We start from the raw sequence: 14,424 nt of genomic DNA, 5'->3' as shown, positions 1-14,424 counted from the left end.
GACTACAGCGGGTCGGCGGTTCGGGCCAGTTCGCCGAGAATCCGCTCGAAGGTGGCGAAGACCGGCGGCGGGCCCGCCGAGCCCCAGGACTGGTCGGTGAGCAGGATCGCGATCACCGGGCCGTCGGTGGACCAGATCGAGCCGAGCCCGCCCGCCCAGCCGTAGGCGCCGGCCCGCGGGCCGTCGGGGAGGTCGCGCAGTTGGACACCGACGCCGTATCCCCATCCCGCGCTGCCGTCGGGGCTCGGACCGCCGCGCGCGAGTTGTTCGGGGGTGAGGTGGTTGGTGGTCATGGCGGTGACGGCGCGTTCGGACAGGATCCGGGTGCCGTCGAGTGCGCCGCCGTCGCGCAGCATGCGGGCGAAGCGGTGGTAGTCGGCGAGGGTGGAGACCAGGCCGTCACCGCCGCCCTCGAACGCGGGCGGGGTGCTCCATTGACCGTCGACGGGGTCGAAAACCGTACGGGCGCCGTCGATCTCGGCGTAGTGCGGGCTGAAGCGGGCCAGCTTCTCGGCCGGTACGGAGAAGCCGGTGTCGGCCATCCCGAGGGGGCGCAGGACCCGGTCGGCCAGGAATTCCGAGAGCGGCCGACCGGCGGCGCGGGCGACCAGCAAGCCCAGGACCGACGCGCCGACGTGGTACAGCCAGCGTTCGCCGGGTTGATAACGCAGCGGCAGGGTGCCCAGTCGCGCCAACCAGGTGTTCGGTGCCGGCATCCGCGCGGGAGTCGGTGGACCCCACCCGAGTTCGAGGTCGTTCCAGGCCGCGTCGAGGGGCGTGGGTGCGAAGTCGGCGAAATCCATGCCCCAGCCGAGGCGGAAGGTCAGCAGGTCGTCGACGGTGATCGGGCGGTTCGCCGGGACCGTGTCGGTGAGCTCGGCGGCGGGGTTCGCCAGTACCCGGCGGTCGGCCAGTTCGGGCAGCAGCGCGTCGACCGGTTCGGCCGGGTCGAGGACGCCGTCGTCGATCAGGATCGAAGTGGCGACCGCGGTGAGCGGTTTGGTCATCGAGGAGATGCGGAAGATCGTGTCGGTGCGTACCGGGGTGGTGCCCGCGGCGTCGAGATGGCCGATGGCGCCGGTGGTTACGTCGTCGCCGATCGCGACGAGCCAGGCCAGGCCGGGTAGTTCGTCAGCCGCGATATGCGCGCCGAGCCGTCGGTCGATCTCGTGCACCGTCATCGCCGCTCCTCGAGGTGGGTTGCGCTACTAGACCACAGCCCTCCGACAGCTATCGGTGATTGCCGAGCAGCAGCGCTTCGGCGAGGTCGACAACCCGGTGCGGCGAACCTGTGGATAACATCGAAACCCTCTGAAGCTCAACGGCTTCCGCGTGAGAGCACCGAAACTTGTCGGTGGCCCTCGCTATAATCGAAAGCGTGTTCGAGGGTTCCGACGAACGGGGGCGGAACCCACACGCAACGGGAGGACGCCGCATGAACGCCATCGCCGCTCAGACCACTGTCATCACCGCGCCGTACGTGCCGCTGGAGAAGAAGCGACTACCCGCGGGCCGTCCGCGCCGCTGGTACGTGACGCACAACCGTCGGCTCAAGGCCATGCGGTTGACGATCGCGCTGCTGGATTCCGGTGTCTACCTGCCCAATCAGGCCACCAACGAGACGATCCGACGCACCGCCGAGAAGATCGACATCCGCCCGCCTTCGGATGCCACCTGTCGACTCGTGCGCACGCTGCTGCGCTACAGCCGGTGACCCTGATACGCCGAAAGCCCGCCGTCGCGGGCGGGCTTTCGGGGTTTCTCCTGAGATCAGCGGCTGCTGCTGCGGCGGCTCTTCTTCCGCGGCGGCGGCAGCAGGCCCTCGGCGCGCAAGCGCGACGCGTGCTCGGCCAATGCCTCCACCAGCGGGCCCACCTGCGCCGCCTCGGGCTGCACATCCACCCGCAGCCCGAACTCGATCGCGGTCTCGGCCGTCTTGGGGCCGATGCAGGCCACGATGGTGCGCGCGTGCGGCTTGCCCGCGATGCCCACCAGGTTGCGGACCGTGGAGGACGAGGTGAACAGCACCGCGTCGAAACCGCCGGTCTTGATCATCTCGCGGGTCTCCGCCGGCGGCGGCGAGGCGCGCACCGTGCGGTAGGCGGTCACGTCGTCGATCTCCCAGCCGCGCTCGCGCAAGCCCTCGGCGAGGGTCTCGGTGGCGATGTCGGCGCGGGGCAGCAGCACCCGGTTGACCGGGTCGAACACGTCGTCATACGGCGGGAAGTCGGCCAGCAGGCCCTCCGAGGACTGTTCGCCGCTGGGCACCAGCTCGGGGTTGATGCCGAACGAACGCACCTTCTCCGCGGTGGCCTCGCCGACACAGGCGATCTTCACACCGGAGAACGCGCGAGCGTCCAGACCGAACTCGGCGAACTTCTCCCACACCGCGCGCACAGCGTTGGTGGAGGTGAACACCACCCACTGGTAGCGGCCGTCGACCAGGCCCTTCACGGCCCGCTCCATCTGGGCCGGGCTGCGCGGAGGCTCCACCGCGATGGTCGGCACCTCGATCGGGATCGCGCCGTGGGTCACCAGGCGCTCGCTCATCTCGCCGGCCTGATCCTTGGTACGCGGCACCAGCACGGTCCAGCCGTAGAGGGCACGCGACTCCCACCACGACATCTTGGCGCGCTTGTCGACTTCCTTGCCCACGGTGACCACCAGCGGGCCGACCAGCTCGGAAGCGGCGTTGTTCAGCGAGGCCAGCGTGGCCTCGATGGTGCGCTGCTGACGGGTCGTGCCACGCACGGTCACCGCGACCGGGGTCTGCGGGGCCAGCCCGTGCTCGACCAGCGCGCTCGCGGTCTCGGCCAGGTGACCGGAGGTGGCGTGCAGCACCAGCGGGCCGGGGGCGGCGGCCAGCGCCGACCAGTCCACCTCGCCGCGCACATCGGCCTCGGTGTGCCCGGAGCCCAGCGCGATACCCGCGTAGCTGGGCACCGCCGAGCCGTTGGGCAGGCCCGGCAGCACCTCGAACACCATGTGCGACCGGGTGACGGCGTTGACCTCGTTGATCACCGAATCGGTGGTCAACGGGTCGCCGGTGACGATGCGGACCACGTCGTGACCGTTGCGGGCCTCGGAGATCAGCGTCTTGGCCACCTCGGCGGGCTCGCCGAGGGCGGGCCGCACGTCGACCCGGCTCTCGCCGTCGGCGCCGGGCTCCACGGCGATGCCGATCAGGGCGAGCACGCCCTTGTCGACATCGGGGTCGGTGAACGCCAGCGTCGCCCGCTCGAGCACCTCACGGGCGCGCACGGTCAGCAGGGCCGGGTCGCCGGGGCCGGATCCGACGAAAAGGATCCGCCCTGGTTGCTTCTTGGTAGCTCGGCTGCTGCTCATCGGTTGTTCTCCATCGGGCTGGAATTAGGGAAGTCGGTGGGTGCCGGTTCGTCTGTGACGCTCAGCAATGCGCGAGCACCCAGGTCCAGCAGTTCGCGCGCCAGCGTGCGGCCGAGTTCGGCCGCGTCGCTCGGGGCGCCGACGATCGAGGCGCGCAGCACATCCGAGCCGTCGATCGCGGCGGCGCAGGCGCGCAGCGAGAGTTCGTCGAAGATCCGGCCGTCCTCGTCGATCGACTCGACGACCTCGGCCAGCGCGCCGATCGGTGCGGTGCACCCCGCCTCGAGCTCACCGAGCAGCGAACGCTCGGCGAGCACCGCGGCTCTGGTCGCGGCGTCGTCCAGACCGGTGAGGATCTCGATCACCGCCGTATCGTCGCTGCGGCATTCGACCGCGAGGGCGCCCTGTGAGGGCGCCGAGAGCATCTGCACCGGTTCCAGCGATTCGGTGATCGCGTCGGTGCGCCCGATCCGCGAGAGCCCGGCGCGGGCGATCACGATCGCGTCGAGCTCGCCCTCGGCCACCTTGCGCAGGCGGGAGTCGATATTGCCGCGCAGCGGAAGGATGTCAAGACCCAATCCCAGTGCGCGCAACTGGGCGGCGCGGCGCGGCGCCGAGGTGCCCACCCGAGCACCGGCGGGCAGCTCGCCCAGCACCAGACCGTCGCGGGCGACCAGCGCGTCGCGCGGGTCCTCGCGGGGCGGAATCGCGGCGATGACGAAGCGCGGATCCTGCGCGGTGGGGAGGTCCTTATAGGAGTGCACGGCGATGTCGATCGTGCCCGCGGCCAGCTCGTCGCGCAGCGCGGAGGTGAACACGCCGACACCGATCTTCTGCACCGGCTCCGCCGACAGATCGCCGGGGGTCTTGATGACCACCAGTTCGGCGGCCTGCCCCGTCGCGATCAGCGCATCACGGATGGTGCCCGCCTGTGTCAGCGCGAGCAGGCTGCCGCGCGTGCCGATCCGCCACGGCGAGCCGGTGCTGCCTGCGGTCACGGTGTCCTCTTCCTGCACTGTCGTGGTCATGCGGTTTCCTCCTGCGCATGCCCGAACGGCGCGGCGTGGTTTCGCACGCTGCCTGTCTCGGGCCTCGACTCAGTCATGCGGGCGTGCTCGTCGGCCAGATGTGCTGCGGTGAAGTCGTCGGCGAGGGCGGCCTCGCCGGTGGCGTTCGCGGCCACCTCCATGGGCGCCGCGACCGCCTGTACCGCACCGGGTTTCAGTTCGAACAGCTCCCGCAACGCCTCGGCGTAACTGTCGCCCCCGGGGGTCGAGGCCAGCTGTTTGACGCGCACGGTCGGCGCGTGCAGCAGCTTGTCGACGACGCGGCGCACGGTGCGCGCCACCTCGTCGCGGGCCGGATCGGCCAGGTCGGGCAGTCGCGAGTCCAGGCGGAGCAGTTCGGCCTCCACCACATCGGCGGCCCGCTGACGCAGCGCGGCCACCGTGGGGGTGACCTCCGCCATGCGTTGTCCGGCAAGGTATTTGGCGAGTTCGTCGGCGACGATGTGGCGAGCGGCGGCGGTGTCGTCGGCCGCGGCGCCCGCGGCCGGATCGCGCTGCAGCGATTCGATGTCGATGACGGCGACGCCGGGCAGCCCGGCCACCGCGTGCTCCACATCGCGGGGCAGACCCAGATCGCAGAAGACCAGCGGACGTTCGGCGGCGTCGGTGCGCGCCCGACCCGCGAGCGCGCGATGGGTATCGGCCAGGGTCACCACGGACCCGACCGCGCCGGTACAGGTGATCACCACATCGGTGCCCGCCATGGCCTCGGTGAGCCGCGACATCTCGACCGCCTCGGCGTCGACACCGTGCATGGTGCGCCCGGTCTCGGCGAGGCGCTGCGCGCGCTCGAGGGTCCGGTTGACCACGATCACGCGCGCCACCCCGGCCCGCGCCAGATGCGCCATCGCCAGACCGCCCATCGCGCCCGCGCCGACCACCACCGCGGTCCGGCCGGCCAGCTCGCCGACCACGCCGCGGGCCCGATCCAGCGCCACCGACACCACCGACGCGCCCGCCCGGTCGATCCCGGTCTCGGAGTGCACCCGCTTGCCGACCCGCAACCCGTGCTGGGCCAGCTCGTGCAGGGTGCGCCCGACGGCCTGCTGGCTGTCGGCGCTGGCGTAGGCGCCGCGGATCTGGCTGAGCACCTGCTGCTCGCCGACGACCATCGAGTCCAGGCCGCTGGCCACCGCGAACAGGTGTTCGGCGGCGGCTTCGCTGTAGCGCACGTAGGCGTGCTTGGTGAGGTCGCCCAGCGGCAGACCGGAGTGCTTGGTGAGCAGATCGCTCACCTCGCCGAGGCCGCCGTGGAAGGCGTCGACGACCGCGTAGACCTCGACCCGGTTGCAGGTCGAGACGATCATCGCCTCGGACACATGGCTGGAGGCGAGCAGCCGGTCCACCAGTTTCGGCCGATCGGCCTCACTGATGGCGACCTTCTCCAACACCGAGACGGGGGCGCTGCGATGCGAGATCCCGACCAGAAGAACACTCACGACCACACCTCGCCGCCGAGTTGCTGATTCGCCCGCTGACGCTCGCTCATGGCGTGATCACCGATCCCTTGGTGCTTGGCTCCGTTGCCGAGTGGGGGGTGGCCGAGTGCGGCGCGGTGCGACGCGCTGGCCTGCCGCGAGCCGGTTCGACCGGCGCGGCATGTGTGAGGAGGCTTGGTTGCGGTACCCGGCGCGCGATCCGGCCGGAGCCGACCTGGGCGATCTCGGGCAGCGCGGGCGCGTCGTTGCGCGCGGCGTCGAAGGACAGCATCTGCAGTTCCATCGCCAGATCGACGCGGCGGATCTGCACGTGGGCGGGCGCGCGCAGTTCCAGCGGCGCGAAACTCAGAATCGAGGGCAGCCCGGCCTCGACGAGGTGGTCGCACACGTCCTGGGCGGCCTCGTCGGGCACCGCCACGACCGCGATCGTCGGCGCCAGCGCGGGAATCTGCGCGGTCAACTGCTCGACATCGCGCACCACCAGACCGGCGAAGGACTGCCCGATCACCGCGGGATCGTTGTCGAAGATGCCGACCACGGTGAAGCCACGGACCCCGAATCCGCCGTAGCCGACCAGCGCGCGACCCAGATTGCCCGCGCCGATCAGCACCACCCGATGTCCCTGCGACAGTCCGAGCACGTCTTCGATCCTGGTGCGCAACTTGGCTACGTCATAGCCGACACCCCGCACACCGTTGGGTCCGAGGAAGGAAAGATCCTTGCGCAGCTTCGCCGAATTGACACCCGCCGCGACAGCGAGTTCCTCACTCGATACGATGACAACACCGGAGTCGACCATCCCGGCGAGAACACGGAGATAGGTAGCCAAACGAGTCACCGTGGCCTGCGGGATGTCCCGCACGAGAGCCTTGCCGGAGGCGCCACTCGGCGTCTCGTGCTGCTCTGTCACGTCGTCGGCTCCTCGTTCCGGGCCTGATCGCGGTCCGGATCCTCTGTTTCGTTCACCGGTGTGGGTCGCTGCAATGACGAGAGCGCGACCGGTGCCATAGGGGCGGTACAAATCCCGCCACCGCCGCTGCGGGCCGACGGTGCGGATTGCGTGTCACCACCGTAACCGCTTGTGCAGGCGTTCACAAAGTCGGTGAATTCGGCCTCATTTTCCGTCGCTACCAGCGATGCGGCTCAGGTCGGCTCGCAAACGTGGCTCGTCGACGTCGAAATAGCTGTGTTCACGGCCGTTCAACAGGACCACAGGCAGTCGATCACCGTATTCGGCGCGCAATGTCGAGTCGCTGACCGCGGCTTCGTCGACATCGACCGTGCCGACCGGGAGACCGAAATCACCACAGATGGTCTGTAATTGCGCCAGTGCCGTAGTGCACAGGCCGCATCCGGCGCGGGTCAACAGGGTCACAGTGGGTGTGGGATTGGTCATGAGCCCTATTTAATCCCCGAGCCCGCACCGTGTTGTCGGTGCGGGCGGTTACTGTGGACATGGTTCGCGCGACTAGCGGAGGGTACTGGTGCCGGAACGTTCGAAGGTGACTAGGGCCGGATTCGTCGCAGGGCGATTCGGGGAGTTCCCTGCGCGGTGGCAGCCCAGCCGCCTGGGTCAGGAATTGCAGGAGCAGTTCGCACGGCTGCCACGCAGCCCGTTCGGGCCGAGCGAGGAGGAGCTGCGCGCCAATCTGGCCGGTGAGGCCAGTGCCGACGCCGCGCTCGAACTCCACGACGCCGAACTGGCCGAGCAGGGCACCGATCGTGGGGACGTCCCGCGCGATCTCACGGCCGCGGCGTTCTTCGATGTCGACAACACCCTCGTGCAGGGTGCCTCGATCGTGCATTTCGCCCGCGGGTTGGCCGCGCGCAAGTACTTCAAGACCTCCGACCTGGTCGATGTCGCCTGGAAGCAGGTGAAGTTCCGGGTCACCGGCAAGGAGAACTCCTCGGACATGGTCTCGGGCCGGGAGAAGGCGCTCAGCTTCATCGCCGGCCGTCCCACCGCCGAACTCGCCGCCCTCGGCGAGGAGATCTACGACGAGATCATCGCCGACAAGATCTGGCCCGGCACCCGCGCGCTCGCGCAGATGCATCTCGACGCCGGTCAGCAGGTCTGGCTGGTCACCGCCACCCCGGTGGAACTGGCGAACGTGATCGCCAAGCGCCTGGGTCTCACCGGCGCGCTGGGCACGGTCGCCGAGAGCGTCGACGGCAGGTTCACCGGCCGCCTGGTCGGCGATATCCTGCACGGCCTCGGCAAGGCCCACGCCGTGCGCACCCTCGCCATCCGCGAGGGCCTCAATCTCAAGCGCTGCACCGCCTACTCCGACAGCCACAACGACGTGCCCATGCTGTCGCTGGTCGGCACCGCCGTGGCGATCAACCCCGACTCCGACCTGCGTGAGGTGGCCAAGAACCGAGGGTGGGAGATCCGCGACTTCCGCACCGGACGCAAGGCGGCCAAGATCGGCGTGCCCACCGCGCTGGCCTTGGGCGCGGCGGGCGGCGCGGTCGCGGCCGTGGTGGCCCGCCACCGCGAACGCTGAGCTAGCCGAGCACCACGTTGCGGCGCTTGGCCAGCAGCTTGTACAGGGTCTGCTGAATCGTCTCGCGGACCTGGTCGGTGACCTCGAACATCGTCATCGGGTCATCGGCCTCCTCCGGCTCGTACGCCGTGGTCGCGATCGGCTCGCCGAACTCGATGTACCACTTCGACGGCATCGGCACCGCGCCCAGCAGGCCCAGGTGCGGGAACGTGGGCGTGACCGGGAAGTACGGCAGGCCGAGCAGACGCGCCAGCGGCTTGATGTCGGCCAGCTTCGGGTAGATCTCCTCCGAGCCCACGATCGACACCGGAATGATCGGCACCCCGGTGCGCACCGCCGCCGAGACGAACCCGCCGCGCCCGAAGCGCTGCAACTTGTACCGGTCGGCGTAGCTCTTGCCGACACCCTTGAAGCCCTCCGGGAACACCCCGGCCAGATGCCCGGAGCGCAGCAGCCGTTCGGCATCGGGATGGCAGGCCAGGGTGTGCCCGGCCTTGCGGGCCAGCGCGCCCAGCAGCGGCAGTTCGAAGATCAGGTCGGCGGCCAGCAGGCGCAGCGCCCGCTGCTGGGGGTGCTTGTCGTGCACGGCCAGTTGCAGCATCAGCCCGTCGAGCGGCACGGTGCCCGCGTGATTGGCGACCAGCAGAGCGCCGCCGGTGGCGGGGATGTTCTCGATGCCGGTGGCCTCGACACGGAACCAGAAGTCCGACAGCGGGCGCAGCGCGGGCAGGATCACCGATTCGAGCAGGTGACGGTCGTAGCCGAACTCGTCGATCTGGTAGTCGCCGGTGAGACGACGGCGCGCGAACTCGGCCGTGCGCTCGATCTGCTCGCCGACGGCGCCGCGCAGGATCTCGGTCAGCGACTTGGGCGGGGGCGTCGGCATGCCGGGGCGCCGCTCGCTGAGCGAGGTGACCGGGGTGGGCGTCGCGGGCTGCTCCGGCCATCGCCTGGCCTGTGGTCGTTGTCGGGGCTCGACAGTGACGTCGAGACGAATGACTTTGGCGCCCTCGTTCATGTATGCGCTCCTGAACCGGCCCCGATGAGGCCGAGCAGTTTGTGTTCCGCGACGTCGATCCATGCCGGATCGAAGACAGGCCGCAACGCTGCGCCCGCGATGAAGTCATCGAATGCCTGGACCGTGGTCCAGCGCGGGGTGAAGCCGAGTTCGGTTCGCATGCGGGTGGTGTCGAGACCGCAGCCGAAGTAGAAGTAGTCGGGTTGTTCACCGCTGAAACCGCGCATGATCGGGCCCATCAGGGAGCGACCGACCGTACGGAAGACGAAGAACGGCACCGGCGCCACGATGCGCCCGGCCCGTCGGATCGCCTGTGACATCGCCAACGCGCCGTCCCCGGCGATATTGACCGTGCCGCCGTGAGCACGCTGGGCCGCGTGCACCAGCACCGCGACCGCGTCCTCCTCGTGCAGCAACTGCAACCTGGCCTCGCGCCCGAGCACCGTGGGCGTGACCGGCGAGCGCAGGTACTGCACGCCGCGATCGGCCAGGCGCGGGCCGACGATCGGCGCGAACCGCAGGATCGAGGCCGAGATATCGGGTCTGCGCCGCGCCATCCCGCGCACCAGCGCCTCGATATCGATCATGTCGCGCGCGAACCAGCCCGACGGCGGGGTGCGCGCGCCCATCTCCTCGGTGAACTTGGCCGGATCCTTGGCGCTGCACCCGTACACGGCCGAGGACGACCGCACGACCACGCGCCGCACCGAGGGCGCCTTCTGACACACCGCGAGCAGCTGCATCGTGCCGAGGACGTTGAGATCCTTCATCACCGCGCGACCACCACCGGCCGGCGGGCGGGCCAGCACGGCCGCGTGCACGACGGTGTCGACGTCGTTGCCCTCGATGACCTTGCGAATCAGGGGATTGCGGATATCGGCGCGCACGAACTCGGCGCTGCCCATCCGGCGGCGAAGCTCGCGGCCGGGCGTCATGGTGTCGACCGCGATGACACGGTCGACGCCGGGTTCGGCAGCCAGACGTGCCGCGACATTGCCGCCGAAGAACCGGCTGGCACCGGTGACCAGCACAACTCTCGGCGCGTGTCGTTCCCGCGTATCGGAACTCGGACCAGACCCCACTCAAAGCCCCCTGCTTCTCATGTTTCGCGTACCAGAGTAGCCGCATTCGCGCCACTCGCCGTCACGATCTACAAGCTTTTAACGAGGACGACTCGTCCCGTCACAGTGAGATTCACAAATCCGGACATTTCACAGCGAGAGCCCGCCACCTCGAAAGAACGGGATGACGGGCTCGTCGCGGACACGCGGGCTTACTTGCCGAGTTTGCGCCGCTGAACACGCGTGCGGCGAAGCAGCTTGCGGTGCTTCTTCTTCGACATACGCTTGCGGCGCTTCTTGATCACAGAACCCATAGGGTTTCCTCGCGTTCTCTCTACTCGGCATACACACGCGTTCGTCACGTGCGATCGTTTTGGCGTCGCGCCGCCGGGGCAACCGGACACCAGCGACGGTGCCACCGGCAGGCGGACACGAACCAGTGGTCCATGCTACCGGGACACCCGAGCCCAAACGAAACCGCCCTCACGCCCAGCCGGACCAACTCATCCGGCATCGAAATACGACGTTTCCAGGTAGTCGTGCACCGCCTTCGCGTGCACTCGGAACGAGCGACCGACGCGCACCGCGGGCAGTTCACCCGAGTGCACGAGCCGATAGACCGTCATCTTCGAGACCCGCATCAGGTCCGCGACTTCGGCGACGGTGAGAAACTGTGTGCCACCGCCGATCACGGTTTGCGGGGTGGAGCCGGGGCGCGGTCCGGACGAACCCGAACCACCGCCCGACGCCGGTGAATTACTGGACATTCTGTTCGCAGACATCATGGCACCATTGACCTCCGGCACGTCCGCGCCGCCGGCTTCCCCACCAGCGGAACAGACACGCACGTGCTTCTACGAGCTTAGCGGGACCAGTGGGATTACTGCGACGGGTGTGAGAAATCGGTTTTCAAATCGGGTACCCGTTCGTCACTCGTTCGATGCACCGTGTTCGGCTGAGCGATGCTTGGCCGCGTGCAGGGCCTCGATGAAGGTCGAACGGAGCGCGCCACGTTCGAGTTCGCGCAGGGCGGCGGCGGTGGTGCCGCCGGGTGAGGTGACCGCGGCGCGCAGGTCGACCGCGCTCTGACCGGTTTCGTCGAGCAGCGCGGCCGAACCGATCATGGTCTGGACGACCAGTTCGTTGGCCACCTCGCGGGTCAGGCCAAGGGCGACGCCCGCGTCGACCATGGCCTCGACCACCAGGAAGAAGTACGCCGGACCCGAGCCGGAAACCGCGGTCACCGCGTCCATCTGCGCCTCGGGCACCGTGACGACCTTGCCGACCGCCTCGAGCATCTCGCCGACCTGCTCGAGCTCCTCGGGCTTGGCGTAGCGACCCGGCGAGAGCACACACATGCCCTGCCCGACCAGCATCGGCGTGTTCGACATGACCCGCACGACCGGGAACCCGGCGGGGAGCTTGGACTCGAGCCGCGCGGTGGTGACGCCCGCGGCCAGCGAGACCAGCACCTGGTCGCGGCCGTTGTCCAGATCGGCCTTGGACAGGTCGGTGAGCACCGAGTCGACCACGCCGGGCTTGACCGCGATGACGACGATGTCGGCGCCCTCCACGGCGTCGGCGACCGACTTGCTCACCCGGATCTTGAACCGCTCGGCGAGCTGCGCGGCGCGCGCGGCGGCCGGTTCCACGACGACCAGATCCTTGGTCGCGCGGCCGGATTCCAGCAATCCGGCGACCAGCGCCTCACCGATCCGACCGCCACCGACTACCGCAATTCTCGTCATGAGAACAAGGTTAGTTGGCCCGTGCGACTCAGCGTGCCGCCGGGATCAGGGCGAGCTGACGGCTCTGGGCCACCACGGCCCCGGTCGAGTCGATGACCAGGTGGTCCTCGTCGAACATGCGCTCGCCGACCTCGCGGGAACTGGCGATGACGCGCAACCAGCCCGGCGCCGGGATGCGACGCAGGTAGGTGGTCATCTGCACGGTGGGCGACCATCCGAAGTGGCCGAGGTTCATCGGCACCGGCGGGCTGATGTCGGCGGCCATCATCGCGAAGGCGGCGCGGGCGCGCGGGTCGGCCTCGTCGCCGTCGAAGGGTCGGATCCACAGGCGCAGCCGGGGCGGGCCGGTCTCGCCGCGCAGGAACTCGCCCCAGGTGGGGTCGATCACCAGGTGCGCGCCCTGGCTGACGTGCACGATCGCGCCCAGCGGCGAGTCGGCGGTGTAGCGGATGGAGTCGGACGTGGGTTCGACGGCCATGTCGGTTTCGGGGCCGCTCCAGCGGGTTTCGGCGGCGTCGAGGTGACCGAAGGTGAAGGCAGTGCGCACCAGCACGCGGCCGTTCTGGATCAGGTCGGTGTCGGCCAGGCAGATCTGGCGACCCTTCTTGCGGATGTGGACCGCGTATTCGACCTCGCCGGGGTCGGGGGCGCCGAGGAAGTCGGTGCTGGCGGCGATGGGGGCCATCGCGGCCAGGGATTCGTCGGCTTCGGTGAGCCAGCGGGTGGCCGCGGCGGCGGTGGCCGCGACCATGGTGCCGCCGTGCACCTTCGGGCCGATGGTCCAGGTGTCGTCGATGACGCCGGCGTAGCGGCCGGTCTCGGTGTCGGTGGTGGTGAGCTCGGTCAGGTCGAGGACCCGACTGAACGGCGCGTCGGTCGCTAATTCTCGCGTCACTGGTCACTCCTGATCGAGGGAATGGGGTTCGTACAGCGTACAAGCTGGGTCTTCGGGGCGCTGGGGGCGCTCGAGCGGGGGGCTATCGGCGATGTTCGGGGTGGCGGTCATCGGCGATGTTCGGGGTGGCGGTCATCGGCGATGTTCGGGGTGGCGGTCATCGGCGATGTTCGGGGTGGCGGCCATCGAGGAGGTTCGGGGTGGCGGTCATCCAGGAGGTTCGGGGTGGCGGTCATCCAGGAGGTTCGGGGTGGCGGTCATCCAGGAGGTGGGCAGGCTGTGTTTTTGGAGCGCTGGCGCGCTCGAGCGGGGCCCTGGTGGGCCCCGATCTTCCCTCCCTCCGGGTACTCCTTCGTCGCACCCTCCGGTCAGTCCAGATCGGGGCGGGCCCCTTTGGTAGAGACTTTCACCGGTTACCCGACCGGGGCTGTGTGCGGGGTCGGCGGACGGGCCGCGACCTGTGTTACGGCAGGTCGGCGTGGTGGGGGTCGGGGGCTGTGCCGGTGAGGTGGAGGCGGGCGAAGTCGAGGGTGCGGGCCAGTTGGGTGGCGCGTTCGGTGGTGGTTCTGGCGTTCTGGGTGTTGATCTCGGCTACGGCGTGGCCACGGAAGCCGGTGTGGACCAGGTGTTCGCACAGTTGGGCGCAGGGTTGGGTGCCGTCGCCGGGGACGAGGTGTTCGTCGTGGGCGGCGCCGCGGCCGTCGGCCAGGTGCAGGTGGACCAGGCCCTCGCCCATGCGGCGGGCCAGGTCCAGGGCGTCGGTGCCCGCGGTGGCGGTGTGGGAGAGGTCGAGGGTGTAGTGCTCGAAGCCGATGTCGGTGGGGTCGTAGGAGGGGCTGAACGCGCTCACCGCACGGCCGGGGCCCGCGCGCCGTTCCAGCCTGCGCACCGCGCCCTCGCGGAAGATCGTGTCCGCGCGCATCGGGAACATGTTCTCCACGGCGACCTTCACCGGGTGATGGGCCTCCAGCTCACCGACCTGATCGGCGAAACCCTTGGCGTAGCGGCGCTGCCAGCGAAACGGCGGGTGCACCACCACGGTGTCGGCGCCCAGTGCCTCGGCGGTGCGCACGCTGCGTTCCAGCTTCGCGACCGGGTCCGCCCCCCACACCCGTTGCGAGATCAGCAGACACGGCGCGTGCACGGCCAGCACCGGCACCCCGTAGCGCTTGGCGTAGGACTGCACGGTCGCGATGTCCTGACTGGCCGGTTCGGCCCAGACCATCAATTCCACACCGTCGTAACCCAATTCGGCGGCGTAGCGGAACGCCGCCTGGGTGTTCTCCGGATACACCGAGGCCGTCGACAGCCCGATCGCGATGTCCTGCGCGTTGTCCACGCCTC

General features: G+C 69.5%; 15 protein-coding genes. 2 read left to right on the top strand and 13 right to left on the bottom strand.

Translation table 11 applies throughout. From position 1 onward, the window contains the following. Positions 1-2: 2 nt before the first annotated feature. Positions 3-1,181 (bottom strand): serine hydrolase domain-containing protein, encoded by a 1,179-nt coding sequence (locus ACFP3H_RS21670; protein WP_378608770.1) that lies wholly within the window; start codon positions 1,179-1,181, stop codon positions 3-5. A gap of 254 nt (positions 1,182-1,435) precedes the next feature. Between ACFP3H_RS21670 and ACFP3H_RS21665 the strand changes: the two genes are divergently transcribed. Next, a complete protein-coding gene (locus ACFP3H_RS21665) occupies positions 1,436-1,714 on the top strand; it encodes a hypothetical protein (RefSeq protein ID WP_378608768.1) in 279 nt (92 codons plus the stop codon). A gap of 56 nt (positions 1,715-1,770) precedes the next feature. On the opposite strand, the gene ACFP3H_RS21660 is transcribed toward ACFP3H_RS21665, so the two are convergent. From ACFP3H_RS21660 to ACFP3H_RS21640, 5 genes are all read right to left on the bottom strand, one after another. Next, positions 1,771-3,345 (bottom strand): bifunctional uroporphyrinogen-III C-methyltransferase/uroporphyrinogen-III synthase, encoded by a 1,575-nt coding sequence (locus ACFP3H_RS21660; RefSeq protein ID WP_378608767.1) that lies wholly within the window; start codon positions 3,343-3,345, stop codon positions 1,771-1,773. Further along, positions 3,342-4,373, bottom strand: coding sequence for a hydroxymethylbilane synthase (hemC, locus tag ACFP3H_RS21655; RefSeq protein ID WP_378608765.1), 1,032 nt, complete (start codon positions 4,371-4,373; stop codon positions 3,342-3,344). Before hemC ends, ACFP3H_RS21660 begins: the two co-directional genes overlap by 4 nt. Then, complete coding sequence (locus ACFP3H_RS21650; protein ID WP_378608764.1) at positions 4,370-5,851, bottom strand: glutamyl-tRNA reductase; 1,482 nt, start codon at positions 5,849-5,851, stop codon at positions 4,370-4,372. Before ACFP3H_RS21650 ends, hemC begins: the two co-directional genes overlap by 4 nt. A gap of 46 nt (positions 5,852-5,897) precedes the next feature. Next, complete coding sequence (locus ACFP3H_RS21645) at positions 5,898-6,761, bottom strand: redox-sensing transcriptional repressor Rex (RefSeq protein WP_378608762.1); 864 nt, start codon at positions 6,759-6,761, stop codon at positions 5,898-5,900. A 204-nt stretch (positions 6,762-6,965) separates the two neighbouring features. Next, positions 6,966-7,247: a glutaredoxin family protein gene (locus tag ACFP3H_RS21640; RefSeq protein WP_378608761.1), complete on the bottom strand. Its 282-nt coding sequence runs from the start codon at positions 7,245-7,247 to the stop codon at positions 6,966-6,968. Positions 7,248-7,335: 88 nt separating this feature from the next. On the opposite strand from ACFP3H_RS21640, the gene ACFP3H_RS21635 reads away from it, so the two are divergent. After that, positions 7,336-8,358: an HAD family hydrolase gene (locus tag ACFP3H_RS21635; protein ID WP_378608759.1), complete on the top strand. Its 1,023-nt coding sequence runs from the start codon at positions 7,336-7,338 to the stop codon at positions 8,356-8,358. Position 8,359: 1 nt separating this feature from the next. Here ACFP3H_RS21635 and ACFP3H_RS21630 read toward each other — a convergent pair whose 3' ends face one another. From ACFP3H_RS21630 to ACFP3H_RS21600, 7 genes are all read right to left on the bottom strand, one after another. Continuing rightward, entirely contained in the window at positions 8,360-9,376 is a 1,017-nt protein-coding gene (locus tag ACFP3H_RS21630; RefSeq protein ID WP_378608758.1) for a lysophospholipid acyltransferase family protein, read from the bottom strand. Continuing rightward, the gene (locus tag ACFP3H_RS21625; RefSeq protein WP_378608756.1) at positions 9,373-10,407 is read right to left on the bottom strand and encodes an NAD-dependent epimerase/dehydratase family protein; all 1,035 of its coding nucleotides are present in this window, start codon (positions 10,405-10,407) and stop codon (positions 9,373-9,375) included. The genes ACFP3H_RS21630 and ACFP3H_RS21625 overlap by 4 nt, the downstream gene beginning before the upstream one ends. A gap of 242 nt (positions 10,408-10,649) precedes the next feature. Next, positions 10,650-10,751, bottom strand: coding sequence for a 30S ribosomal protein bS22 (locus tag ACFP3H_RS21620; protein WP_003402602.1), 102 nt, complete (start codon positions 10,749-10,751; stop codon positions 10,650-10,652). 189 nt (positions 10,752-10,940) lie between these two features. Continuing rightward, the gene (locus ACFP3H_RS21615; RefSeq protein WP_378608755.1) at positions 10,941-11,222 is read right to left on the bottom strand and encodes a helix-turn-helix domain-containing protein; all 282 of its coding nucleotides are present in this window, start codon (positions 11,220-11,222) and stop codon (positions 10,941-10,943) included. A gap of 144 nt (positions 11,223-11,366) precedes the next feature. After that, positions 11,367-12,185 (bottom strand): pyrroline-5-carboxylate reductase, encoded by an 819-nt coding sequence (gene proC, locus ACFP3H_RS21610; RefSeq protein WP_378608753.1) that lies wholly within the window; start codon positions 12,183-12,185, stop codon positions 11,367-11,369. 28 nt (positions 12,186-12,213) lie between these two features. Continuing rightward, positions 12,214-13,080: a thioesterase family protein gene (locus ACFP3H_RS21605; protein WP_378608752.1), complete on the bottom strand. Its 867-nt coding sequence runs from the start codon at positions 13,078-13,080 to the stop codon at positions 12,214-12,216. Positions 13,081-13,543: 463 nt separating this feature from the next. Further along, a complete protein-coding gene (locus ACFP3H_RS21600; protein ID WP_378608751.1) occupies positions 13,544-14,419 on the bottom strand; it encodes a sugar phosphate isomerase/epimerase family protein in 876 nt (291 codons plus the stop codon). Positions 14,420-14,424: the final 5 nt, after the last annotated feature.

The organism is Nocardia lasii (assembly GCF_042658545.1).
Classification (GTDB): Bacteria; Actinomycetota; Actinomycetes; order Mycobacteriales; family Mycobacteriaceae; genus Nocardia; species Nocardia lasii.
This window is presented reverse-complemented; position numbering and strand designations above follow the sequence as displayed.